Below are 25886 nucleotides of genomic sequence, written 5' to 3'. Positions count from 1 at the left end.
GTTAGTTTTTCTAGTGGAACATTTTTTCAGATATTTGGGCAGATAAATTTCCTCTGTAGCGTTCACTATTAGCGTTCTCAAATATGCAAAATAACTCCGTATAAACCCTTGGCGATTTTCGGCTATTCTCAACTAAACTTGGTATGGAATATAACAAGAGAGTGAATATTTAAAGGAAAATCTTATGGATAAACCCAATCTCGAAATTGATAAAGTCCAATCTCAAGTTATGACTCTCGAACGACCAAAAAAGCTGAAAATACTGGTAGTTGACGATGAGCCAGATAATCTCGATTTACTTTATCGCACATTTCGACGTGACTTTAATGTTCTGAAAGCTGATAGTGGGGTGAACGCTCTACAAGTTTTGGCAGCAGAAGGGGAGGTAGCAGTGATTATCTCCGATCAACGGATGCCAGAAATGAAAGGGACTGAATTTCTCAGCAAAACTGTACCTCAGTTTCCCGATACAGTAAGAATAATTCTCACTGGATTTACTGATATAGAAGACTTGGTAGAAGCAATTAATGCCGGACAAGTTTACAAATATATCACCAAGCCTTGGGACCCAGGGGAACTGAAGGCAGTGGTGCAAAGAGCAGCCGAAACCTACGACTTGCTTAAGCAACGTACAGAAGAATTACGCCGCGCTCATGCTCAAATGGCGTTGCTGAGTGTTTTGGTACAGGTAACTCAAGCCGCTTCTAGCCTAGAAGAAACTCTCGCTCCCATTGCTAGAGCTGTGAGTGAAACTTTTGGGGCAGACGGCTGTATTTTACAACTTACAGATGGAAATACTCTGGTTGCAACTCAAGGAACTTACAGTTATACAGGTACAATAGAAAATTGGCTATCTCTTGACCCACTAACCAGGGAAGCGATCGCCACGGGACAAATGCAAGTTTCCTTAAATGTACTTAAAGACACTAAATTAGTTGATGCGATTCACTACCAAAATACCGGCGTGCAAGCACACTTAGTCATCCCAATTAGCTACCGCAATCAACTTTTAGGTGTATTGTCGCTACAGTGGAAACAACCTTGCACTTTGCGAGAAGATGAATTAGTGCTAATTAATTTATCAGCGCAACTGGTGGCGATCGCTCTGACTAGTAGTCACTCTCATTAAGGTATTGTGTAGTTGTCATTAGTCATTTGTCCTTTATCCTTGGCAAATGACGAATGACTAGTGACCAATGACTTATTGACCAATGACTAACGAAATTCAGTCCATTTTTAACCGTATTGCTCCAGTTTATGACCAGTTGAACGATTGGTTGAGTCTGGGGCAGCATCGAATCTGGAAGGAAATGGCAGTAAAATGGAGTGCAGCTAAACCAGGAGATACTGCATTAGATTTGTGTTGCGGTAGCGGTGATTTAGCTTTACGTTTGGCACGGCGTATCGGAGCAACAGGACAGGTGTATGGAGTGGATTTTTCTCCAAACCTGCTAGAAAAGGCTAAAGAACGCTCACATTCGCAGTACCCGCAACCTGCTATCAGCTGGGTAGAAGCTGATGTCCTCAATTTACCCTTTGACGATAACCAATTTGATGCCGCAACAATGGGCTATGGTTTAAGAAATGTTAAAGATATTCCCCGCAGTCTCCAAGAGTTATACCGGGTTTTGAAGCCGGGAGCTAAAGCCGCAATTTTAGACTTTCATCGACCGAGTAATCCTCAGCTACGCGCCTTTCAACAGTGGTATCTGGACGGTTTTGTGGTACCAGTTGCCAATTATTTAGGCTTAAAAGAAGAATATGCTTACATCAGTCCCAGCTTAGATCGCTTTCCCATCGGTAAAGAGCAAATAGAGTTAGCTCATCAAGTTGGTTTTGCAGTTGCCACACACTACCCCATTGCGAACGGTATGATGGGAGTGCTAGTGCTTAGTAAGTTAGGAGTTATTAGTTAAAAGTTATGAATTATGAGTAGTGATAAATTCTCATTTAAAATTTATCATTCCTAACTCTTAACTCTTGTACAGACGCGATTAATCGCGTCTCTACTGTTAACTCCTAACTCCTAACTTTAAATTCCTAACTTTTTTAATTCTTCCCTTGGACTGGTCTCATCTTTGGCTTTATGTGTCTCCCCCGGTACTGGGTGGAATTATTGGCTATTTCACAAATGATATAGCCATCAAAATGTTGTTCCGTCCTTATCAAGCAATTTATATTGCTGGACGAAGAGTACCCTTCACCCCTGGATTGATTCCCCGCAACCAGGAACGTTTGGCTTTGAACATTTCTAAGACAATCATGGGGTCACTTTTGACACCGCAAGAATTGCAAAATTTGGCGCGGCGTTTGTTGCAAACAGAACGCGTGCAATCAGCAATTCTTTGGTTGTTGCGGTTAGCAATTGAACAAATCAAAACAGATAAAAACGAGAAAAGTGCCAAAATTGTAGCGGGAATTTTGCGGGATTTATTAGGAGAATCTTTGCCACGGTTGCTTAAGGTTTTAGCGCGGCGTGAAGATTTTTTAGAAGCGCAGATCAATCAAATTTTTGACCAGATATTGCTGGAATTTCAACTGAGTGAAGAACAAGCTACACGGCTTGCTGATTGGTTGTTGCAAGTAGTTTTACCGCCGGATCTTTTACGCCAAACGATAGTTGATTTTTTGACAGATCGCACGATTCAAATTATCGATGAAGGCTTCCGCGAAAAAACCAGTGGAACTTATTGGGTAGTAGCAAATTTGTTTGGCTTACGTAATACTCTTACACGGCTACGAACTTTTTGTTTGGATGAAAAAGAGGTTGCTAATACTCGCTTGCAGGAATTGACTCAAGATTTGCAAATGCGCGATCGCATTCGGAAATTACTGCAAAATTTATCATTACAAAACTTGCCAATGGGTACGGTTCGTCAACTCCGAAAAACCACCCGCGAAAGTGTCCGCCATTACCTGCAAAATAGTGGCAGCGATTTTTTACAAGGATTAACTGATTCTGTTGATTGGGAAAATATTGCTGTAGTCTTGCTGAATCGTGTTAGTACTTCACCAGTTGTCAGTACTTCTTTAGAAGTCATGAGTCAAGAATTAGCTCTAATTTTAGAGAAGTATTTGGAAAAAGATTTAGAAGCAATTGTGTCGCAAGCAATTCCGATTTTGTCAATAGATCAAGTGATAGTCGATCGTGTCAAATCAACTTCACCTGCTGATTTAGAAGCTGCAATTGAGGGAATTGTCAAAAATGAATTGCAGGCGATTGTAACTTTAGGTGGTGTTTTAGGTTTTGTTGTTGGGTTATTCCAAACAGCGTTTTTAGTTTTAAGTCAATATTAATTTGTCTGTAAATTTGTATTACATTAGAGTTGCAAGTTCTGCCGATTTTGAAATGAGTGAAATTGAGCGATCGCTTAACTCAAAATCTGCGTCAAATCCAGCACAAATCCAGGCAATACATCCTCTCCTGATAAGCTAGTAGGCGATTGCAAAACCTCAATATCCTGTCCTGGACGGTAAATTTCTACCTGTTGGTTTTGCGGATCGATCAGCCATCCTAAACGCACACCGTTGTCAATGTATTCCTGCATTTTTTCTTGCACTGTCTTTAAGCTGTCTGAAGCAGAGCGTAATTCTACCGCCAAATCTGGAGCGAGTGGTAGGAATTTGTCGGGGTCTGGATTCAGGGCTTCTAATCGCTCTCGGCTGACCCAAGATGCATCTGGAGAGCGATTTGCACCATTGGGGAGTTTAAAACCCGTTGAAGAGTCAAAAGTTAAACCTGTGCCATCAGCGTCAGCCCAATTACCTAAGCGCTGTGTCAATCTACTATTTCGATTTCCACTTTCCCATCCAGTTGGTGGCATGATAATTAATTCTCCCTCTGCTGTGCGCTCAAGTCGCAAATCTCGATTATTTTGACACAGTTGGAAGAACTGCTCATCTGTTAGTTCAATGGTGGGGCTGAGGTTTAGAATCAGGGCAGTCATAGTTGCCTCTCAATCTTGTTAACTGTAGCGTAGCACTTGGTTGACATACTAGGTTATCTATTTATCGAGATGAGGTTTTAGCTCAGTATATAAATTGGAATAAATTTTATAAAAGAGTAAAATCAATTTTTATCAATCACCGCAAGGTGTGCAGATAGTTCATCTTCTTCAAATGCATCTGAATATAGTCTTTTATTGAATATTTGAATTAAATCTTGCACTGCAATTTCCTTAATACGAATACCATCAACATCATATAATTCTCTAGTACTTTCTTGGGTAATTATCCAGACTTGACGATTTTTACCTTGAATTTGCAGAGTTTTTTTCTTTCCCCCGCCATCTGTAAGTCTTATATCAATTGTCATCTGAGAATTTTTTAATTTATTTACATAGTTTTCAATCTGGTCTTTTTTATATTCATCAAAATTTTTTCTAAGCGTACAATCATACATGACTGCAAGGCTTCCAATTATAAAGAAACCATCCGCTCTACCAGCTTGATTTTTTTTGTCATATTGATACAAGTTATGGATACCGAGAAGCCTGAGAACCATAAATACATAATCCTCAAATTCTGCTGAGTCTGAAAGCTTAATGCAATTACCCAAGCATGAACTAATTTCTAATTTGATATCTTTAACATTCAAATTATCAACAGTTTTCTTGTTAACTGATACCGATTTTTTAGGTAAATCGGGTAAAATCAAACGAATATTCTTAACAGCTTTTACGACTTTTCCATCTTTATAATTTATATTTTGTAATTTAAACTCTAATTTATCTCCTTTAGAAAGATTTTCGATTGTAATTTCCTCTAAGTCTTGCTTAAAGAATAGTAAGTCTTTATCTTGATTATTTAAGGACTTGTCAGGTCTAAGAAAACCTTTACCTTCTTCGTGATTTAGCCAGTTAATAACCCCCGTAAGTCTATTATTCTCATTCAGAAAATATACTTCCTCAGCAACTTTTTCCACAGTACCATCTTTTTTATTCCATTCTTTGACAACAAATTCTACTAAATTCCCTTTTTTTAAATCTTTAATCACGATTCCAACTAATCTATCTGCGAAGAAACGTATGTCTCCCTCGTGGCCAGGTATTGCTGTATCAGGAACAATAAAGCCATAAGGTGCTTTACCTTCTCGGATACTAATACTATTGATTGTCCCTGTGATTTTCATACCTCTTGACTGACAAGTATTATAAAGTTTCAGATATAGGATTCCCTAAAAACTGAACAGTCTAACACTGCCTGAAAGTTGTAGCAGTTATACTTACCTTTTTTTTGGTTTCTCCACCAAATCGAACTTTTTATCATGTTAAAAATTTAGCTTGCTATGCAAAGGCTCAATATATGCTTGGAGAGTCTCTTTAACTTTAGAAGGCTGACGAATTGGAGCGATCGCAGAATAATCAGGTTTTACTGTCCAGTCATGATGGCGAAGCAGTGTGGAAAGCACGATTTTCATTTCCATTTGGGCAAATTCCATGCCTAGACATCGGTGCGAACCATGACCAAAACCCATTAGTGCTAAAGGATGTTTCTTATCTTCTTCACGAGGTGGTGCAAAGCGATCGGGGTCGAAGCGATCGGGTTCGGTGTACAGTTCTGGTAAACGGTGAGTCAGCATCGGTGAGATGGTCACAAACCAACCTGCTGGGATGCGATAACCTGCATACTCAATATCCTTGAGAACTCCACGATTATAGGCATACACTGGCGGATAAAGCCGTTCTACTTCTTTTAAAACGTTGGTTAAATCTGGAAGTTGTTTGAGATGAGACAGATTAAGGGGATTATTTCCCACAACTGCTAATTGTTCTTTACGCAGTCGCTCTCGCCATTCTGGGTGATTACCTAATTCAAAGATTACCCAAGTCAGCAATGAGGCTGTTGTCTCATGTCCAGCAAATAGTAATAATAATGCCTCGTTGATTATCTGTGCTTCGCTCAACTTATTGCCATCTTCATCAACAGCGGCTAGCAGTAATCCCAAAACATCTTTTGATTCTTCTAAGTTACCTTGCTCGATACGCTGTGCGATCGCTTGACGCAAGAAAGCTACTAACTTACCCCTAGCATTTTGACCGCGACCATATAAAGTAAAAGGGAAATTCAATTTGAATATCGCCATACTGCTCTCTAGCAGTTGTGTAAACCACTGACTAGTTTGCTCAACTTCGCTCTTGTTCTGACTTCCCAAAAATAGGCGAGTCGCAACCATCAGGGTAAGCTGACGGAAACTAGAATTTAAGGAAATCGTTCCCCGTCCCCAATCTTTGAGGAAGTCTTGCACGATGTTTTGGATGGTGTCGAAATATGTAGCGATCGCTTTGCCGTGAAATGCTGGATACATTAAGCGACGAGTTAGGCGATGTTCTTCCCCATCTTGTAATAAAATATTGTTGCCAAATGTTGATTCTAAGAAATACCACCCGATCCGCGACGACATATTTTCCGCCTGTTCCACCAGTACCAGCCGATTAGCATCAGGCCCAATTAAATAAGCACGTTTACGCCCCATGAGGCTCGTTTTAAAAACTGAACCATGCTGCTGGAATCTTCGCCATAGATACAGTTCTAAATCCCGAAATATTTCTAAAGTCTCCCCCAAGATGGGCAAGCCATAACTACCAGGCATTTCCTCGGCTGATTTTAGCTGCCGCATATTTGAGTACCTCCAGCAGTAATTAGCTACAGTTTAATTGTAAAGCGCAGTTAGGCTTTGCAAATCCAAATTACCAATTTTGGTAGAGTTTTTCTGCGTAGAACATAATCTCTTCATTTGGCAATCTGATTTTTGGTTTTTGTCGAGGATACAAACTTTCAACTGCACCTGTATCCTGTTCAATAACTGTGGCTGCTGCTTGTAAAACTGAATGTTTAAACAGAAATTTCATCACAGGATTGACGATTTTGGCATACATCAAAATAAACGTCTTGGTAATTTTTTCTGTTTTCGGGTAGAGAATATGAATTTGAGCAATATCACCAATAGGGGTTTTAGCCAACAAAGCTGTAGTTGAAGGAAAAGCGTATTCGAGTGTGTTAGCAAGCGTTTTCGGGAAGATTCCCAAAATAGGATTTTTGATAATTTCTCCTAGCGTGTTGTTGGCTCTTGTCAGTTCTTGTTTGACTGTGGAATAGTATCCTTTGTCTTCAAAATTACTTACATTACAAGATGTAATTTTAAATAGTTCTTTATGAGTACCATTCTGGTGGTTATAGTCATAGTTAACCATCAGGTTACTCAAAAAATTACCTTGAATACTTTTGTCCCCAGTTACTCCGATAAAGTCGTATTCATCTACAATTTTTTGATGCAAATCTGGGAGGGGCAATCTTGGCTCAAATCCACCATAAGTCCAGATGCAATTATTTCTAATAATTAACTCTAATCGTTTGCTAATTGGCTGAATGTCTTTTTTATCTCCTTGCTGTAGTCTACCTTGTCCATCAAATTCTAGTGCATGAAAAGGGCAAGTAATAGTATCTCTTGCTTGACAAATCCAACCGTTTGATAAGGGGGCTTGCATGTGCGGACAAATGTTATCAAGGGCAAACACTTCGCCTTTTTGGTTTTGCCAAATAACATAGTCCAATCCATTTAATGTGATTTTATTGGGTTTATTCACTCCCAATATAGATTTGTGCGCGATTAACCAAGGTGCACCAGGTAAAATTGGTTCCATTTTTTCTCCAAAATTTTAAAAATTGTTTGAAAAGTCGCTAGATGCGTTAGCAAAAGGTAACGGAATCTTGAAACTTAAAAGTTGTAGATAAGCTGGTGTCACCTGTTCTACATCACTCTTTTGAATGTAAATTGGGATAACTAAAGTCTTGTCTACAATGGACGAACTAATACTACCGAGCATTTGATCGGCTAACTTCGGCTACTCCATAGACAAGTTATACAGTTAACTAATTTTTTAGTTAATGAATATTAATTTAATAAATTTCATTTTATATGTCAACTATTAACCAAGTTTTTAGTTAATATATTTTCGTTATGATGATGGAGCAATGTGGGTCGTTCAACGCAGTCAAAATTCTCATCTAAAAAGCCGCGTCAGGTGCGCGATGCAGAAGCGACGAAAAAGCAGATTCTCGATGCGGCGGAAGCGGAGTTTGCCAGAAATGGACTTCAAGGGGCGCGGACAGGAGCGATCGCTAGAGGTGCAGGTGTCACCACAGCGATGATTTACTACTATTTCCAGAGCAAGGAAGGACTATATCAAGCTGTTCTGCAACGTCCCGCGGTAGAGATGCACGAAGGGTTTGGGCAGCTAAATCTGGATCGGTTACCACCAGAGGAAGCCTTGAAACTGCTAGTTAAAGAAGCGATCGCCTACGAAGCTGCTCATCCGCACAGAGGAATGCTTTGGTTCCAAGAAGCAAACCAAAATCAGGGGAAGTATTTTAAAGAGGGGAATTGGCAAGAAAATTTTAGCTATCTGATCGAGATTTTAGAGCGCGGGATGGCAGAAGGTTGTTTCCGTCAACTTGATCCATTTATCACCACTCTGCATATTATTGGAGTTTGTAATATGTACTTCAACGCTTACGAAAATATCAAACATACTAGACCCGATTTGCAACTACTAAGTTCAGAAATGATTGAGCAGCATACTCAAGCAGCAGTTAATTTTATCTTGGCTGGTGTGCGATGTAGTGAGAATTAGGGATTGAATATTGGGTACTCAATCTATTGATAAACCCAAGCGCTTAGGTTATATCTGATAAAATTAAGATATTAAATGCCAACAATTTTAAGAAAAGGCGGTTTTGAGGTTCGTATCTACCTTAACGATCATATTCCTGCTCATGTGCATGTTTTTAAAGGGGGCGGAGGGCAAAAATCAATATAGGAGATGAAAACCTAGCTCCAGAGTGGGTTTGGGTATCCCCAGGAATGAGTGATAAAGATGCGGTAAAAGCCTTACAGTTGGTTGCAGATCACCAATTGGAACTACTAAAAAAGTGGCGAGAATATCATGGTTAAGAAGATTGCGGCTACAGAAGTAGTAGAAGAAAAGCTAGCTAATGCCAGAGCAAACTCAGATGCGATCGCTACATCTGAACCACGGGCTACTCGTGCTTTTTATGATCCTTATTTAGGAATGATTATAGTTTTATTGTCCAACAAATGTATGTTTGGGTTCCCTTCAGACGTAGGACAAGGCCTAGCAGGCGCTTCAGTCAAGGACTTAGCAGAAGTAGAGGTAACACCTTCTGGTGAGGGATTACACTGGAAAACCTTAGATGTAGATTTGAGTATTCCTGCTTTGATGAATGGAATATTTGGAACTAAAAAATGGATGGCTGAACTTGCTAGAAAGGATGGAAGTTCTACTTCTGCTGCAAAATCTGAGGCATCTCGACTAAATGGTACAAAGGGTGATCGCCCAGGAAAAGAAAGTGAGCGGCGATAATATATCACCGAAATGAAGTTGAAGGACTTTACTCACCGCTCTAACAACGTGCTATTAGACTGGGCTTGCATCACAGCCGTTTTAATACCATTAATGTCTCGTTCACTTAATTGAGTAAAGTTTTTGATTCTTGATTTTTTCTTTCATCTGCTCAAACAACGTATTAATGTCGCTAATTGGTTTGAAGTCTAAACGAATGTATTCCAGAAGAGCTTCGCCAACAACTTGAACTCGAAGAACATTATTATCCCACTCTGCATAAGTTCCCCATACTGCAAGAGGTACGGCAAGTGGAGCCAGTACAATTGCTGCGGCTGACCAAGCAATTTCAACACCTGCCGATCGGGTGATTGCCTCATTAAATACGGTAGAGATATTATTACTTGCTTGCAGTGTTTGCTCTTCATTCATTCCCATCACCTTGCAGATTGCATGATTCATCTTGGCTAGAAGGTATGGAGTGGCCGTCACAGAGGAAAATGGAAGTATTGAACCCCAGGCACATAAATCTGCATAGGTACTAATGATTCTGCGTGCAGCAGTTTCACGAATTTCGTAAAGCCGGGAGTTAATCTTACTGCTCATTTTTTCAGCAGGATTGATAATGTTAACAACCAAACCTAAATCGCCTGCCATGTCGTACATTTGCTCGATCAGCTTTGGATTATCTTGACGAACGAATGTATCGAGTTGTGGATCATAAGTCCGGGCTGAACCGAATATAATGTCTCTTTCCGGGTCTTCAACATACCGAGACATCTTCTGAATCACGAGTTGCCGAACTTTCTCGCGATCTTTGGTAGGCATATTTCTCTCCACAGAGTCCCATTTGTTAAAGAAAACAATTGTTGGAGCCTGGAAGAAACTTGCCACATTGTCAAACATCTCTAGTTCAGGTTTAAATGGCTCAGAATCAACAACAAAAATTCGTCCATGACTGCGTTTAATCTCTTGCAAGGCTTGATTGTTGTCAGAGCTTGAATACATAAAACCTGGGCTGTCAATGATCCTCCACTTACCGTAGTCGATAATTCCATCAGCCTTCACTTCTGCTCCCATGCCTACATCCATGTTGTAAACATCAGCACCAAGAATGGAGTTTGCTACGGACGATTTACCCGCATTAGTCTTACCAAATAATACGATTTTGATCTTTCCATCTTTGAGAGTTTCAAATAGATCGATGAGTGCTTTGTACTCAGCCTTGATAACCTGTAGTTCTTCTGGCTTAAGCTTATTCTCCAAATCTTTTGTAATCGTTCTCAAAGCATCTCTCAATTGCTCTTGAATCTCAAGAAGTTCCTGAATATTAGCTTCTTGCGGATGAGCCTTTTCCGATGGAGAAATAATTTTTTTGCTACTATTTAGCATAAGGTTTACTCTATTGGGGTTAAATTGCAGCGATCCAGCGTTGAGTGACAAACGACAATTCAAGAATTTACTCAATGATGTATAACCCTTGCCACCGTCTATGAGAACTCATAGCCTGTATCTGCTATTTATATTGCCCAAATCTACTCTTATATCTCTCTTTTGCAATGAACTGCGATTCTTATTTTCACTTTGATCGCACCTCAAAAAAACCTCTTAACAAGATTATCAACAGATATGCGTAGGCGTAGCCCATCTTAGATATCGCATTACGAATTCCGCGCAGCGCTACTAGTCTTCAACTTAGGATAAGCAATGCGTTTGTGATGAAATTGCTGCCAAACATCCACAAATATCTGGGCAATTTGTGACATCTCTTCCCGTTTTAGTCCTGAATCTACGAGTTGATTGTCTTGCCACTTGGCACGCAGGATATTATTGAGCATTGCCAAAGCTTGTTCTGTGGAGACATCTTTAACCGATCGCTTTTCTCCCCCAGATTTAGCCGATGCTTGCAGCGATCGCAGCGCTGCTTCGCAAGAATCTGCTAACATGACAATTCCGGTTTCCCGTGATTGGGGAATTGGGCCATCGTAACGAAAGTCTGCGTCGTCTACAGTTAAACTTGGATCTGACTGAGCCATTTGCTGGGCTTGGTGATGGAAATAAGCAATCAGCATCGTTCCCTGATGCTCTGGAATAAAAGCTTGAATCGCCGTAGGTAAAAGGTGTTTACGCGCCATTACCAACCCTTCACTTACGTGCTTTTTGATAATTTCTGCACTCTTCCAAGGATCTTTAATATCTGTATCGTGTTTATTCGGCCCCCCCATTTGATTTTCAATAAAGCCAAGAGGGTCGTGCATTTTGCCAATATCGTGATATAATGTACCAGCCCTGACTAGTTCAACATTGCATCCTAATTCTTTTGCAGCAGCTTCAGCAAGGGTAGCTACAAGCAGCGTATGTTGAAAAGTTCCCGGAGTTTCAGTAGCAAGTCGTTTTAATAAAGGGCGGTTAGGGTTCGCCAGTTCTGCTAGGCGAATTGGGGTAACTAAATCAAAAACTTTTTCTAGATAAGGACTCAAACCCAAGGCGATAACACTCCAGCCTAAGCCGGATAAAGCAAATAATCCCGCTTCTTGGAAGACAATATACCAAGTTGAACCAAATATTTGACCAATTAAGATTTTAACAAACAGGTAAATGCCACCTTGAGTTAAGGCGATCGCAACGCCTAATAATGCCAATTCTTCACGCGATCGCAATCGGTGGGCAATATAACTACCTAATATTCCTCCGCCGACACCAGCTAAAAGCGCAGCCTTGCTCATATCCAAACTAATGCCTAATATCGGCCACAGCAGGCCGACAACTGTCAACCCCAAAGTGGGGCCGTAAAAGCTTCCCAACAATAAACCAAGGGCGCTCCAGGTGGTATAGGGCAATCCGATAACGATTACTCCTGGCACACTTAGAGTTAGCAATAATACTAATAGGCGATCGCGTTGTCGCAATTCGTAATCAATATGGCGTTCTACCCAGACAAAAATACCAATAGCGATCGCAATAATGCCTCCTAACTTCACCAACTCCTGCCACTTTACCTCCCGGCGAATCAGGCGATAATGCTCCAGCACCTCAAAGTCCCATGCAGTAATCTGCGCTCCTCTTTTGACAATCACCTCACCATGCCGTACCTTCACCATCACAGATGGCACAACAGCCGCAGCCTTTTGAGCGTTTTGTCTAGTTTGTTCTTCATCTTTTTGCAGATTCGGCTTGAGTACAGCTAACAACAGATTCTTTGCCAAAGTTTCAGCAGATTCTGGTACAAAGGTCTGTAATTGTAAACTCACCGCATCCTGTAAGATATTTTTTGGTAGTCCCTGTGGAATCCCTTGGGTGAGAATCCGTTCTGTACTCTGATGGATTCCCCATTGTGTTTTTTCCCATTCCACATCTGACAAATCTAAAAGTAGAGATTCCTCGTATACTGCTTCTGCACCAACAGTCTCTAACTGTAGAAGTTTGGCAGTGGCTTGGGTATATCTTTGGCGTGTTTGATAAATTTTGCCAATTAGTAAAGACAAGTTTTTCTCAGAAGTTGTGAGACGGTAAGATTCTAGTTCTGCTACTCCTTGAGTAAAATCAGTGTTTTGAGAAAAATCTACTGGCTCTGTCTTTTTTGAACTCTGGGAATCAGATTTGGATGTGATGCGCGGCTGGCGTTTCTGATTGGATGAAGCGGTAGTTTGTCCGATTCCCTTCTTCTGCTGATTGTTACTATTTTCTACAGCCGATAGCAGTGCTTGCCATTCCAAGTCAGGACAAGAGCGGAGGTAACGTTGGCTAGAAATGGATAAAACTACAGGATCGAAAAAAGGAAAAGCTCCAGCAACAGCGCGAATTTCGTTGCCATCATCTAGAAGTTGTTGCAAATTTTCGTTAATTTTTTCGTTGATTCGCGCATCAAGCATCAACACCTGTAAGGAGCTTGTGCTGACGGCTTTGCGCTCGGCTTCAGTTTTTTTCCTATCTTCGATGCTAGCTGTGTAAGGCGCTGTAATCGTTTGGGGCGCGGGATGTCCTACTTGGAGTTGAGTCTGATTGTATAATTTATGACCAATAATACCTGTAAGGGACACTACAGCGATCGCCAAAATCACCGAGTAACGCTGTTTATATGCCCAATCTAAACCGACTGTACAAATACTACTCTTAATCTTGACAGATTTTGCCTTTGACCTTAGCGCTCTTTCTTGTTTTCGGCGTTCGCTTTTCTCATTGGTTTTTGATAAAAACAGGAATACATTCTTGAGCATAGTCCTTAGAAGTTCCCTTCTATGGGTTTTACCTTTGGGACTTCTTATTAACTTTCCTTTACGGCGTAGTGTTTTGTACTGTCGCCGCCAGTGAGTCAATTGCTGGTTCAAGAACTGCAAAAATTGATGCATTTTCATTATCTCTACCTGCAATTGCCGACTTTGATAGCTCAAAAAAGACAATCATCAGGAAAGTTCGATCTGCGGCTGCAACTTGGTAGCGGGGGCTTTTTTATTGCTGATTTACCACAATAGCTAGCTACAAAATCAGTCCGAGGGTTTACTGAAAAATTCTAGTATATGAGATTAATACACGGTGGCGGAAGTTTACCTACTTTTAACCCCTTATCTGGTTAATTTAAGATTAACGCGACCGAATAACGCGAGGAGCTGCGTAAACTGAAAGCAAAGCCACCTCACATCCCTCCTCTGTTAACTCTTTTGGGTTTAAGGTAAGATTATACACTCCTGACCACACCCCCACAAATGCATCGGTCAATTCTAACACTTGGGAAAAGCTAGTTAATCCCCATACTGGAGAATTCCTCTGCAAGAGCAATTGCCAATTTACGGGAATTCCACCTATCCCGTTATATGCTCCCGACAAAGCACCAGTAATTGCACCTGTAGCCTGTGAATTTAGAAGCGTAGCACCTTGCAGTTGATAATTGTGATTGTGAGTAGCCTGTAAAACTGTTAGGCGAAAGTCTTCTAAGGTACTCAAAAAGCAGTAAAATGCCATAGCAATACTGTTACTGAGTTTTTCTTCCTTAGCAAACTCGGCTTGGGCTGTTGATAATCCAGCCCCTTGCTCTAATAAAGTCTGGACTCTTAATAATTTTTTTGGTATTGATGTCGGTGTTTCTCCGATAAAAGAAATTGTTTGTGGGATAAGAGTTAGAGGGTCAAGTTTTTCAGTTAGGGCAAGAGCGATCGCATATCCTACTGCTAGTGTTCCATCCCTGATTACTGGGTCATCCTCCCAAATTTTCAGCACACGCAGCAAGTTTTGTCGGAGCTTAATCGGATTTTCGTGAAAAAAAAGTGCTACTGGTAATGTGGCAATAATTATTTTTATCGAAATGTCATCAGTTCCTACTAAATGAGGAAATTCTTCTTGCTGACGCTCTATCCAATCATCTAAATCTAATCTACCCAAGGCAATCAAACTCTGGATACCCAGAATTGCTACTCTGCCTAAATCTGGGTAACTCTCAAACTGTACTTTACCACTAGGAGCTAAACTTCCTCCCAGGAATGCCCCAAGTAAAGTTCCTTTAAACCGACTTATAGGAGAGTAACGCATAAATTATGTAGTTAAAAGTGAGGAGTTAATGAAATATTACTAATTCCTAACTTTACTACCAACTCCTAACTCCTAACTCCTAACTCCTAACTCTTAAATGTTCTATCAAAGCTTGTAAGCCCAATAAGTAACTTTGAACGCCAAAACCACTTATTTGCCCGATCGCAACTGGAGCGATATAAGAATGATGGCGAAATTCTTCCCGGCGGTAAATGTTACTTAGATGTACTTCCACTGTGGGCAAGTTAACAGCAGCGATCGCATCTCGCAAGGCCACACTTGTATGGGTGTATGCTCCTGCATTAATCAGAATTCCCTGATGTTGCCCTAACGCGCCATGAATACTATCTACCAAAATTCCTTCATGATTTGACTGCAAAGGAAAAACTTTCGCCTGTAATTTGAATGCTTCTTCTTCTAACAGGCGGTTAATTTCATCTAGTGTCAGCGAACCATAAATTCCTGGTTCTCGCTGTCCTAGCAAATTTAAGTTTGGCCCGTGCAGTGCCAGAATACTTAAGGGTTCTAACGCCGACTTTACCACTGTGGGGTTAGTGGCGACGGCGCGAGCGATCGTTCACAGGAATCGGAATCAGTTCCGGTTCCGGTTCAGCCTCTGGCCCTAATAGGCTTTCAATTAACCTACGAGCTAATTCCTTAAGCTTTTCCAGCACCTTTTCTATATAGTCCATGAACCGATCGCTCCTGAGATACTACCTCAATTTTTGATTAACAGGTACGCAGAAAAAAACATACTTTCGCACCTCTGGCTTCCAATCGGGCTGATACACAATCTTGCATTTGGGCCCGCATTTGGGACATAAGCCACTTCTAAAATTTAGCGTTGTGTTTTCCCTTACTTTTTAGAGTATCACACTTGAACCTAATGAACTGTATCCTATCAAGGATGGATATCAAGGGTCAAGAGTTAAAAATCGGACTTTAGATAGACTATTGAGTAGGAATTTTAGATTTTAGATTTTGGATTAAGAGAATTTTGAGATTCATGCCTTGCCCGTTATGGGCGAAATAAATCTCAAAGACACGCCTTTGTCGCTAACGCTACGCTAGCGTAAATCTAAAATCCAAAATTGTTTGACTTACCACTAGTTTTCTGTACCCTTTTTCTTTGCAGCGGTTGTTGATGATTTCGCAGTTGACTTAGATTTGGAAGTCGTTGATTTACTCGTTTTGCGAGTCGATTTTCCGGTCGATGTCTTAGCTGCCAACAAGTTCAGCGCCGCCGCCAGGGTTACATCTTCTACCGTTTGACCTTCTGGGATACTGACATTGGTTTTGCCATGCTTGATGTAAGGGCCATAGGGGCCATCGTAGATGTTAATTGTTTCTCCATCTTCTGGATGCGTACCTAATTCGCGTAAGGCTGCCTTTGACTTGCTGTTGGTGGAACTGCGCCCCTTTTTGGGTTCGGATAACAGTTCTAGTGCACGTTCTAGGTTAATTGTCAATACATTATCGGCAGCTTTCAGGGAGCGGTAGTCTTTCCCCTCCTTACCCTGGTCATGAACCACATAAGGGCCAAAGCGTCCTAAACTTGCTTGAATTTTGCCGCCAGTAACTGGATGAACTCCTAATGTCCGAGGTAGTGCCAATAGACCAACAGCCATTTCCAGGGTAACGGTTTCTGGGGTAACACCTTTGGGTAGGGAGGCTTGTTTTGGTTTGGGGTTTTCGTCGGTTTTGTCACCCAATTGCACATAAGGCCCGTAAGCACCAATTTTCACATAAATCGGTTCGCCAGTTTCGGGATGGCGGCCTACCTGGTCAGGGCCTGTGATTTTTTGCCGCAGCAATACTTCTACCTGTTTGGGGTCGAGGTCGGCTGGTGTCAAGTCTTTGGGAATTGAGGCGGTGATCACCCCCTCACCGTTTTCGACTTCAATGTAGGGGCCATATTTTCCAATGCGGACTTTGGCATCTAAATTTTCAAGTTCTACAGTCCTAGCTTTGGTGGCATCAATCTGACTTTCCTGCTCTTTTACCAGCGTTTCCAGTCCTTTGTCTCCCAGATAGAATTGCTGCAAGTAGGGTAGCCATTTCGCTTCACCTGTGGCAATATCATCGAGAGTTTGCTCCATCTTCGAGGTAAAACTGGGATCGACAACATCCGGGAAATGTTTTTCCAGCAAGTCGGTGACTGCAAAAGCGGTGAAGGTAGGAATAAGAGCGTTACTTACTAAATGGGCATAACCTTTGTCGATGATGGTGCCAATGATGCTGGCGTAAGTACTGGGACGACCGATACCTTCGCTTTCTAAGGTTTTCACTAAAGTTGCTTCGGTGTATCTAGCTGGCGGTTGGGTTTCGTGTCCAACGGCTTCCAGTTCTGTACAATCGGGGCGATCGCCCACTTTCAGATTTGGTAAAATTACTTCCTGGTCTTCCAGTGCTGCTTCTGGGTCGTCTGAACCTTCAACGTAGGCGCGTAAGTATCCGGGAAATTCAATTCGTTTGCCAGAAGAACGGAATCCAGCATCCTCGACTTGCAATTGCACGGTAATTTGAGTTTGCCGGGAATCAGCCATTTGACAAGCGACAGTCCGCTTCCAAATCAAATCGTAAACGGCAAGTTCCCGACCGCCCAAACCAGTTTCTTGGGGGGTGCGGAAGGTGCTACCCGCTGGACGAATTGCTTCGTGCGCCTCTTGTGCGCCTTTGGATTTGGTGGTGTATTGCCGGGGTTGGGGACTGAGGTATTGTTGACCGTAGAGCTTTTCTACACAACTCCGAGCAGCTGCGATCGCTTGGTCTGACAAATGCACCGAATCTGTCCGCATATAGGTAATATACCCTTGCTCGTACAAATTCTGGGCAACCCGCATTGTGTCACGGGCTGAGAGACGCAGTTTCCGGTTAGATTCTTGTTGCAACGTCGAAGTGGTGAACGGTGGCGACGGTTTGCGCGTGACTGGGCGTTCTTCGATGTCGTTAACATTCCAGGTTTTCCCAGTTAGGCGTTCCTTGAGGGCTACCGCTTGTTCAACGTTTAGCAACAAGACATTACGACCTGCGGTAATTTGTCCGGTTGCGGCATCAAAATCGCTGCCGTTAGCAATTTTGGTTCCTCCCAGTGTTACCAACTGGGCAGCAAAGGGGGTTTTTTCCTTTGACAAACTAGCTTTCAAATCCCAGTATGTACCCTCATGGAAAGCGCGGCGTTGGCGTTCCCTAGTAACTAAAAGCCTCACAGCTACAGATTGTACCCGCCCAGCAGATAATCCCCAGGCGATTTTTTTCCATAGCAGGGGAGACAGGGTATAGCCGACAAGCCGATCTAAAATCCGCCGCGTTTCTTGGGCGCGAACCAACTGCTCATCAATATTGCGGCAGTCTTTCAGAGCTTTTTTGATCGCCTCTTGGGTAATTTCGTGAAACACCATCCGCTTAGTCGGAACTTTCGGCTTCAGTAGTTGGTATAAATGCCAACTAATGCTTTCACCTTCCCGGTCTTCGTCTGTTGCCAGAATCAGTTCATCTACATCCTTGAGGGCATCTTTGAGCTGGGTAACAATTTTCTTTTTGTCTTTCGGGACAACATATACCGGTTCAAAGTCGGCGTCCACATTTACCCCTAGCTGTGCCCATGATTCCCCTTTGACGGCAGCGGGAATTTCACTAGCCGACTGGGGTAGGTCACGCACATGACCCATAGACGCCTCCACCCGATAGCCTGCTGGCAGGTAGTTGCGAATGGTACGAGCTTTGGTTGGAGATTCGACGATGACGAGAGTTGACATGGAAATTTCAATAAAAAGAAGAGCTACTAAGCTAAACAGTCAAATTGAGGTAACTTTTACAAATTGTCAAGATAAATGGTCACGCTTAGGGCGGTGATTTAATCCTCACATAAACTGCCTGTTTGGGAGAAAATCCGCTGAACTTAATGCCCAGTCTGTCCCAGAGGATAAATGAGGATACGCTGGGTCTGAATTTCCAGCTATTTCAATCTTTAACTTATCTAACGCATAATTGGCGACTACAGTTTTCAAAATATTCTTTAATTGGGAAATTGGGCATGGGGCATGGGGCATTGGGCATGGAAGATGAGAAAGCAAGGAACAGGGAGACAAGGTGACTTGAGTGAGTACTTATAACAAGTCTTTCTCCTTATCCTTCCTCTTCACAATGCCCAATGACCCATGCCCCATGCCCAATGCCCCACTTTAATAAAGCTTGTGCCAAAATTAAACCAAACTTGAGAGGAAAAGCGAAGTAGCATTTATACCTATATCAGGAAAGCAAAACTATGCAACCAATTCGTCAGGGTGATGTTATTTTACTACCTGTGCAACAGGTTGAAGGACAAAAATTACCTCACTTAACTTTGGCAGAAGGCGAAGTTACGGGGCATAAGCATCGCATTACTGAGGGAAACGCCGAATTATACGAGAAAGATAGCACACTTTATTTACGTGTGTTTTCAGAGTCGGCATTGCTTGCCCATGAGGAGCATAAAGCTATTTCTATTCCCCAAGGTGATTGGATAGTGAAAATTCAACGGGAATACGAGCCTGAAGGTTGGCGATATGTCGCTGATTGAAAAGTTAACGCCTGAGCAAGAGGCTTTGATTCCAGTTTATCGGGAGAAGTGGAGAGCGATCGCGCTTTCAACTGAGCGGATTGATCGTGAAAAAGCGGCCAAGGTGGTAAAAGCTGCTTATGTATTTGTGGGATTATCTAAGCCTGAGATTTTATTTTTTGATAGTCCCTATGCTGCTTGGGCTGCTATTAATGGTGGCTTGAAGAGCAAATTGGAATATAAGTTATATCAAGGATTATGGAAGTTAATTTTTGGTTTGCGTGAGATATATCAACACCTACATATAGAAATTATTAATAAATTAAGTGCAGAATTTTCTAGCGATGCTTATATTTTATTAAGGCAAGATTCATTGTATTTAGGTATACCTTTAATAAATGAATTAGATGATACAGAGCAAGATGTAGCATCATTAGTAGATTGCTGTATTTCCCCTACAAAAATCCTTCTTAATGGAATTGATAAGGATTTTTGTATTTCAGTGTTAAATTGTACTCATAACTCAAGAAAATGGAATTTATTTCAGGCGATAATTAAGGATTGTGGTTGGATTTTTACATTTGAAAAAATTTGTATAGTATGCGATCGCCCCCTTCACCTGCGCTTCGACAATCAAAATCGCCTCCACGCGGAAGGCGAACCCGCAATAGAGTATGCCGATGGATTTAGCCTTTACTTCTATCACGATGTAACCTTACCTGAAAAATATGGTAAGATCCACCCTGAACAATGGCAATCTCAATGGCTTTTATCAGAGGAAAACGCAGAGCTACGGCGAGTACTAATTCAGGGTATCGGTTACGCTAGAATTTGCGAAGAATTGCAAGCTATTGAATTAGATAATTGGCATGAATATACACTATTAGGAATTGATAACAATGTGGATATCGAGCCGATTTATTTATTAAAAATGACTTGCCCTAGTACAGGGTTTATTCACGCCTTGCGAGTTCCACCAAATATGAACTCAGCGCGTGAAGCAATTAGCTGGGTAAATTGGGGCGTAGATCCAGAAGAATTTGGTGTGCAAACATAATTGCCTAAAGGACTTTCCCCATTTAGAAATTGTTCAAATAGGTAATGACAAGCCATTCATACTAGATGTCACATTAGCAGAAAGAGCATACTATAAATTCTTAAATGCAGTAACTTGAGAGTTAATTATTTATTTTTGAGTAGTACAGTGAAGATACTACCATTTGGATAATTATCTTCGATGGTAATTGTACCAGAATGTGCCTCGATCGCCATTTTGCAGAAAGCCAATCCTAAACCAATTTGCGAAACTTCTGGTATCGAAGTTCCAATTTCATACTTCTCGAAAATGATTTGTCGTAACTCCAGACTTACTCCCGAACCAGAATCAGCGACTTGCACTTTTACACCGCCTGCTGCTAAATACTCTCCCCGTAGGGTAACTTGAGACTTGGACGGGGAGAACTTAATGGCATTGGAGAGCAAATTATCCAGCACTCGACGAAAGATAACTGCATCTACTGCAACAATACCACCAGGTTCGGGTAGTTCGCGTATCAGAGTCAGGTTCTTTTGATTAGCGATCGCCTCAATATCTGCCAATGCTGACATACACAGCGTACAAAGGTCTACTTCTGTGTAATTGAGAACCATTTTCCCAGATTCCAGCTTTGCCATAATCAGCAAGCTGTCGATCAACGATTGTAGTTGTTGTCCAGCAACTAAAATTTGATTGACTTTTCCTTGATGCTGTTCAAATGACAAACCTGACAACCGTAGAATCTCTGCTGTTCCTCCATGTAGGGTAATAATCTTTTGTACCAGTGCCAAACCTAGACCAGTGCCACTGTACTGGCGGTTAAGGCTGCTGTAAAGCTGGATAAAAGGCTGAAACAGCTTGCCAATTTCTTCAGGGGCGATACCGATGCCGGTGTCAGTGATATAGAAGCAGAGATTTGGGAAAGATGAGGAAAACAAGGAAGAATTTACTTCCCCTGCTCCCCCGCTCCCCTGCTCCCCTGCCCCTCTGCCCCTCTGCCCCTCTGCCCCCTCCAGCCTGACTTCTAGCGTTACAGATCCCCATTCTGGCGTAAACTTGACAGCGTTACTTAACAGGTTGATCAGTACTTGACGCAGGCAGCGATCGTCTACTTGGATGCTGTCAATATTGTCAGAAATATGAATACTAAGACGAATACTTTTTTTCAAAGCCATCTGTTTGACAAAGGCAAGGCTGGTATCACAAAGGCTCCTAACAGAAACATCACTTAGTTGCAATTCCAGTTTGCCAGATTCGATTTTAGACAAATCTAGAATGTCGTTGATTAGTTCTAGTAAATGTCTGCCACTGCACTCAATAGTAGCGATCGCTTTTGCTTGTCTTTCATTAATGGAGCCGAATACACTTTCTTGTAAGCCCTCTGACATACCCAAAATCGCATTCAGAGGTGTTCGCAATTCATGGCTCATGTTTGCGAGAAATTCGTCTTTGAGGCGAGTGGCGCGGGCAAGTTCCATATTGGCGTTAGCAAGCTGCTCATTCGTTTGCCGCAATTGTGCTTCGGCTTGTTTGCGTTCTGTGATATCTTCGTGAGATACCACTACGCCAATCACCTCTTTGGCGCTATTGGTCAGGGGAATTTTATTAGTTCGTAGCCAGAGTTGTTCGCCATTAGCCCCTTCAAATGGCTCCTCATAGCCTAGCTTAGGTGTTCGAGTATTCATCACCATCTCATCGTCTGCACAGTAAAGGTGTGCCAACTTTGCCCAAGGTAATTCAAAATCGGTCTTGCCGATAATTTCATCGGCTGTCAGTTGAGAATGGTCGATAAATGCTGGATTACAGCCGAGAAAGCGTGATTGGCGGTCTTTCCAGAAAACACGTTGCGGAAATGTATCTAGTACAGTTTGCAGCATTTTACGTGATTCTTCCAGTTCTTGCGCGGTCTGTTTGCGTTCGCGGATATCAAACAGGGTGGTGCGGCTGTATAGATAGTTACCCTCTGCATCATTAACAGCAGTAGCGCTTACCAGCACTGGGAAAACTGTGCCATCTTTACAAATCATGTCAAATTCCACATCCTTCAACGAACCCTGCTTTTTGAAGTGAGGATAGTTTTGTGCGAAGGACAAGCGACTGGCTGGGGTGAAAAAATTCAGCAGGGGTTGACCAATCATTTCCTCATGCGTATAACCCAACCATTGCAGTTCAGTCTCGTTGACCTTGAGCAATCGGCCTTCGCTATCGAGGGAATGATAGCCACAGGGAGCATTATTATATAAATCTTCGACCTCATGGGCATATTTCGCCAATGCCTCTTGTGCCTCTTTTCGTTCGCTGATATCAGCGATCCGAACTAGATTCATGGTGCGTCCGGCTACAGTAATCGGCTTGGCTGCAATGTTTCCCCAGAAAATCTTACCCTGAAGAGTAATATATTCAATCTCTAGGCTCCAGAAACCTTTTGACTGCATATCTCTGACGATCGCATCCGTTTCGTTGGTAGTGAATGGCCGCAACTGGAGTGTCTGCCCATTGATATCGATCAATTCAGCGTTGTCAACCGCCTCAAACATTTCTACTGCCCGCCGATTGCAATCTAGGGTGAGCAGGGTTTGCGGATCGACTAGAAAAATGGCATCGGCAGATTCGTTAAAAATTGCTTCTCGCAAATCCCGATTGTGGATGAGTTCCTCTTCGGCTTGTTTGCGTTCGCTGATATCATAGTTAACCCCAATCATCTGTACAGGTTCACCCTGTTGAGCACGCTTGAGAATGCCGTAGCCTTTAAGATAACGAATTTCTCCACTTGGTTGAACGATGCGGAACTCGACATTATATTCTTGCTTTCCTAGCAAAACTTGCTCTATAGTTTCCAACATATAAGGGCGATCGTCTGGGTGTAGGCAGTTTAACCAAGCATCAAAAGAACCACTAAAATCAGTGTTGCTCACTCCATATAGTTGGTACATGCGCTCGTCCCAAATCTGCCTTGCTTGGACGAAATCATATTCCCAAATACCAAATCCTCCAGAACCGATAGCTATGGTTAGCCGTTCGGAGAGGTGATGCAACTGTTCTTCTGCTTGTTTGCGTTCGCGCAGCGCAGCTTGCTGTTCGCTGATATCTGTCAGCGTGCCGATGTAGCCAATAATGGTGTCGTTGGTGTTGATTTCAGGTAACACTTGGACATAGAACCAGTTGATGCTGCCATCTGGGCGTAGATGTCTGCCCTCACTCTGATAGAATTCCCTTGGATTAACATGTTCTTGCTCAAATTTTAGAGACCATTCCCTGCCCAAACGCTCGGCGTCTTCTGGGTGCAAAGCCTGTAGCCAACCTATCCCCAATGCTGCCTGTGTTGGTCTACCAGTCATCTCACTCCAGCGATCGTTAGCATAGATGCAGTTACCAAAGGCATCCAGTCGGAAAATAGCTACAGGAGCAGCTTCTGCCAAATTTGCATAACGGAGTTCGCTGTCTCGCAGGGCTGTCTCTATTTGTTTTTGCTGGGTAATATCTTTGGCAATACCCAGAAAGCCGATATTGTTTCCTTCTAGATCCTGGAGAATTTTTACTGACAGAAATACAGGGAACCGAGAGCCATCTTTACGAATGTAAGTCCATTCGTTTTCATAGGTATTTCCGTCTTGAGTGACGATAGTAAAAAATTCCCTACCAGGTGCAATTTCCCTACCCAATTTCAACGAGAGTTCTGCTGCTCGTTGTTTGAGTTCATCTGGGTCGTGAAATGTAGTTGGATTTATTTGCCGAACAACTTCATCTGCTGTGTAGCCCAACATTTTCTGAGCAGCTGCGTTGAAGGTTTGAATGCCATTTGAGTTATTAGAAATAATGGCATAGTCAGTGCCATCTAAAATAGCTTGTTGCAAATTAGCGATCGCTAACAATTGAGCTTCTGCCTGTTTGCGCTGTGTAATATCAATATGACAACCAATCATCCGCAGGGGATTGCCGTCTCGATCCCACGCAATGACGCGACCGGAACAAATGACCCAAACGGTAGAACCATTTTTATGTCTATATCTCACCTCATTGTAAAAGGGGATTTGTCCGCGACTTTGGACGTGTTGCTCAAAAAGTTGCAGAACACCTGGTAAATCCTCTGCAAAAATCAGGCGTTGCCAGCTCTCTGGTGTATTTGGCAACTCACGATCTTCATAGCCGAACATCTGCTTGAAGGTTAAGCTCAAGTACTCTTGATTGCCGGGAATATCCCAGTCCCAGTAACCTGCTAGGCCGACTTCAAGAATTTGCTCCAGAAGATGTAATTCAATTCGCAGCATTTGGGCCCGCCGCCGTTCCTCCTCTGAGAGCTTGCGTTCTGTGATATCTATCAGCACGCCCAGCATTCGCAGTAATTGTCCGGTTGCGTTGTAAACTCCCCGTCCTTTTACCGATACCCAGTGAATGCTGCCATCTTGCCAGACAACTCGATATTCCACAGCATAATCGGTTTGGGTGGCGATCGCCTGCCTCAGTTGCTGCTCAATACATTCTCGATCCTCTGGATGTACTTGACCCCGCCACTTTTCATAAGTCCAGTTCACATCACTCAGATCGGCACCAAAACAGCGAATTGCATTCTCGTTAGCAAATATTTGATTAGTGATTGGGTTCCATTCCCAATAGCCAATACCAGCAAAACTCAGGGTCAGCTTGAGTTTTTCTTCACTGGCTTTTAGCGCTGCTTCTGTCCGTTGGCGTTCTGCTAGTTCTGCCTGTAGTTGCTGATACGCACTTCCCTGTTGAATGGCGATCGCTATTTGCACCGCTAGTCGATCTAACAAATCTAGTTCTACTGATTGCCAATGACGAGACGCACTACATTGGTGAGCAATTAATAATCCCCATAATTGCTCTTTGACCAAAATAAGTACTACTAGATTGGCTTTAACTTCAAATTGTTCTAGAAGCTGCAAATGACAATTGGTTAAGCCAGCCTGATAAATATCGTCGATTGCTCGTTTTTTCCCTTGACGATAGTCACTTCTGGCTCCCTTGTGAAAACAGGTGTCTAGAATCTGCTTTCCCACAGCCACTGTCCAACCAGGAAGCACTGACTCTGCCATAATTGTGCCGCTCATATCCGGCTGAAATTGATAGATAACTACTCTATCTACTTTGAGAAACTGCCGCACTTCTGTGGCTGTGGTACGCAGAATCTCTTCTAACTTTAGAGACTGACGAATCCGTAAGGCGATCGCGGCTATCAGTTGTTGTTGTTCTCGACTTTGTTCTAACTGTCGAGTCAAGTCCATCCGTTCAATGGCATGATGAATTGCACCTTGAAGAACTTCAGGTGTGAGTTTCTTTTTAACCAGATAATCTTGCACACCACTTTTCATCGCACGGACAGCAGTAATTTCATCTCCTTGTCCTGTCAGCATACCCCTCTTCTGTCACTTTCCGAGTATTCTGAATAAAAGGATTAAAAGAAAAA

Annotated in this window: 20 protein-coding genes; 9 read left to right on the top strand and 11 right to left on the bottom strand. The window is 42.3% G+C overall.

The features are described from left to right. The first annotated feature begins 184 nt into the window (after nt 1-184). The 3 genes from RMX89_RS03480 to RMX89_RS03470 all read left to right on the top strand — a co-directional run bounded on the left by RMX89_RS03480 (nt 185) and on the right by RMX89_RS03470 (nt 3297). On the top strand, nt 185-1129 hold the full coding sequence (locus RMX89_RS03480; RefSeq protein WP_322687939.1) for a response regulator: 945 nt from the start codon (nt 185-187) through the stop codon (nt 1127-1129). Between the two features lie 82 nt (nt 1130-1211). After that, nucleotides 1212-1916, top strand: coding sequence for a bifunctional demethylmenaquinone methyltransferase/2-methoxy-6-polyprenyl-1,4-benzoquinol methylase UbiE (ubiE, locus tag RMX89_RS03475; RefSeq protein ID WP_322672887.1), 705 nt, complete (start codon nt 1212-1214; stop codon nt 1914-1916). A 145-nt stretch (nt 1917-2061) separates the two neighbouring features. Further along, nucleotides 2062-3297, top strand: coding sequence for a DUF445 domain-containing protein (locus tag RMX89_RS03470; RefSeq protein WP_322687938.1), 1236 nt, complete (start codon nt 2062-2064; stop codon nt 3295-3297). A gap of 74 nt (nt 3298-3371) precedes the next feature. On the opposite strand, the gene RMX89_RS03465 is transcribed toward RMX89_RS03470, so the two are convergent. The 4 genes from RMX89_RS03465 to RMX89_RS03450 form a co-directional block, all read right to left on the bottom strand. Continuing rightward, nucleotides 3372-3947, bottom strand: a complete 576-nt coding sequence (locus RMX89_RS03465) for a Uma2 family endonuclease (RefSeq protein WP_322672889.1) — start codon at nt 3945-3947, stop codon at nt 3372-3374. Between the two features lie 122 nt (nt 3948-4069). After that, nucleotides 4070-5131, bottom strand: a complete 1062-nt coding sequence (locus tag RMX89_RS03460; RefSeq protein WP_322687937.1) for a hypothetical protein — start codon at nt 5129-5131, stop codon at nt 4070-4072. Nucleotides 5132-5269: 138 nt separating this feature from the next. Continuing rightward, a complete protein-coding gene (locus RMX89_RS03455; protein ID WP_322687936.1) occupies nt 5270-6619 on the bottom strand; it encodes a cytochrome P450 in 1350 nt (449 codons plus the stop codon). A 70-nt stretch (nt 6620-6689) separates the two neighbouring features. Further along, nucleotides 6690-7643, bottom strand: coding sequence for a Rieske 2Fe-2S domain-containing protein (locus tag RMX89_RS03450; RefSeq protein ID WP_322687935.1), 954 nt, complete (start codon nt 7641-7643; stop codon nt 6690-6692). Nucleotides 7644-7976: 333 nt separating this feature from the next. On the opposite strand from RMX89_RS03450, the gene RMX89_RS03445 reads away from it, so the two are divergent. The 3 genes from RMX89_RS03445 (at nt 7977) to RMX89_RS03440 (ending at nt 9383) form a co-directional block, all read left to right on the top strand. Beyond that, nucleotides 7977-8633: a TetR/AcrR family transcriptional regulator gene (locus RMX89_RS03445; RefSeq protein ID WP_322687934.1), complete on the top strand. Its 657-nt coding sequence runs from the start codon at nt 7977-7979 to the stop codon at nt 8631-8633. Between the two features lie 75 nt (nt 8634-8708). Then, complete coding sequence (locus RMX89_RS34430) at nt 8709-8819, top strand: DUF4160 domain-containing protein (RefSeq protein ID WP_416211958.1); 111 nt, start codon at nt 8709-8711, stop codon at nt 8817-8819. A gap of 126 nt (nt 8820-8945) precedes the next feature. Then, on the top strand, nt 8946-9383 hold the full coding sequence (locus RMX89_RS03440; RefSeq protein WP_322687933.1) for a DUF2442 domain-containing protein: 438 nt from the start codon (nt 8946-8948) through the stop codon (nt 9381-9383). Nucleotides 9384-9485: 102 nt separating this feature from the next. Here RMX89_RS03440 and RMX89_RS03435 read toward each other — a convergent pair whose 3' ends face one another. Further along, nucleotides 9486-10754 (bottom strand): GTPase, encoded by a 1269-nt coding sequence (locus RMX89_RS03435; protein ID WP_322687932.1) that lies wholly within the window; start codon nt 10752-10754, stop codon nt 9486-9488. Between the two features lie 269 nt (nt 10755-11023). Further along, nucleotides 11024-13717, bottom strand: a complete 2694-nt coding sequence (locus RMX89_RS03430) for an HD family phosphohydrolase (RefSeq protein WP_322687931.1) — start codon at nt 13715-13717, stop codon at nt 11024-11026. Between RMX89_RS03430 and RMX89_RS03425 the strand changes: the two genes are divergently transcribed. Further along, nucleotides 13670-13834 carry a hypothetical protein gene (locus tag RMX89_RS03425; RefSeq protein WP_322672928.1) on the top strand — a complete coding sequence of 55 codons (165 nt, stop codon included), beginning with the start codon at nt 13670-13672 and terminating at the stop codon, nt 13832-13834. The genes RMX89_RS03430 and RMX89_RS03425 overlap by 48 nt on opposite strands. A 109-nt stretch (nt 13835-13943) precedes the next feature. On the opposite strand, the gene RMX89_RS03420 is transcribed toward RMX89_RS03425, so the two are convergent. The 4 genes from RMX89_RS03420 to topA all read right to left on the bottom strand — a co-directional run bounded on the left by RMX89_RS03420 (nt 13944) and on the right by topA (nt 18643). Further along, nucleotides 13944-14885: an ADP-ribosylglycohydrolase family protein gene (locus RMX89_RS03420; protein ID WP_322687930.1), complete on the bottom strand. Its 942-nt coding sequence runs from the start codon at nt 14883-14885 to the stop codon at nt 13944-13946. A 79-nt stretch (nt 14886-14964) separates the two neighbouring features. Continuing rightward, nucleotides 14965-15429 carry a type II 3-dehydroquinate dehydratase gene (gene aroQ, locus RMX89_RS03415; protein WP_322687929.1) on the bottom strand — a complete coding sequence of 155 codons (465 nt, stop codon included), beginning with the start codon at nt 15427-15429 and terminating at the stop codon, nt 14965-14967. 7 nt (nt 15430-15436) lie between these two features. After that, nucleotides 15437-15577 carry a hypothetical protein gene (locus RMX89_RS03410; protein ID WP_012410890.1) on the bottom strand — a complete coding sequence of 47 codons (141 nt, stop codon included), beginning with the start codon at nt 15575-15577 and terminating at the stop codon, nt 15437-15439. A 414-nt stretch (nt 15578-15991) separates the two neighbouring features. Then, complete coding sequence (gene topA / locus RMX89_RS03405; RefSeq protein WP_322687928.1) at nt 15992-18643, bottom strand: type I DNA topoisomerase; 2652 nt, start codon at nt 18641-18643, stop codon at nt 15992-15994. Between the two features lie 509 nt (nt 18644-19152). On the opposite strand from topA, the gene RMX89_RS03400 reads away from it, so the two are divergent. Both RMX89_RS03400 and RMX89_RS03395 read left to right on the top strand, forming a co-directional pair. Continuing rightward, nucleotides 19153-19446 carry a hypothetical protein gene (locus RMX89_RS03400; RefSeq protein ID WP_322687927.1) on the top strand — a complete coding sequence of 98 codons (294 nt, stop codon included), beginning with the start codon at nt 19153-19155 and terminating at the stop codon, nt 19444-19446. Beyond that, nucleotides 19433-20482, top strand: coding sequence for a DUF6745 domain-containing protein (locus RMX89_RS03395; protein WP_322687926.1), 1050 nt, complete (start codon nt 19433-19435; stop codon nt 20480-20482). Before RMX89_RS03400 ends, RMX89_RS03395 begins: the two co-directional genes overlap by 14 nt. 125 nt (nt 20483-20607) lie before the next feature. On the opposite strand, the gene RMX89_RS03390 is transcribed toward RMX89_RS03395, so the two are convergent. Beyond that, nucleotides 20608-25833 carry a PAS domain S-box protein gene (locus RMX89_RS03390; RefSeq protein WP_322687925.1) on the bottom strand — a complete coding sequence of 1742 codons (5226 nt, stop codon included), beginning with the start codon at nt 25831-25833 and terminating at the stop codon, nt 20608-20610. Nucleotides 25834-25886 lie beyond the last annotated feature (53 nt).

It is taken from the genome of Nostoc sp. DedSLP04 (genome assembly GCF_034530775.1).
Taxonomy (GTDB): Bacteria; Cyanobacteriota; Cyanobacteriia; order Cyanobacteriales; family Nostocaceae; genus Nostoc.
Note: the sequence above shows the minus strand (reverse complement) of the source record. Positions and strands in the feature narration are given on the sequence as shown.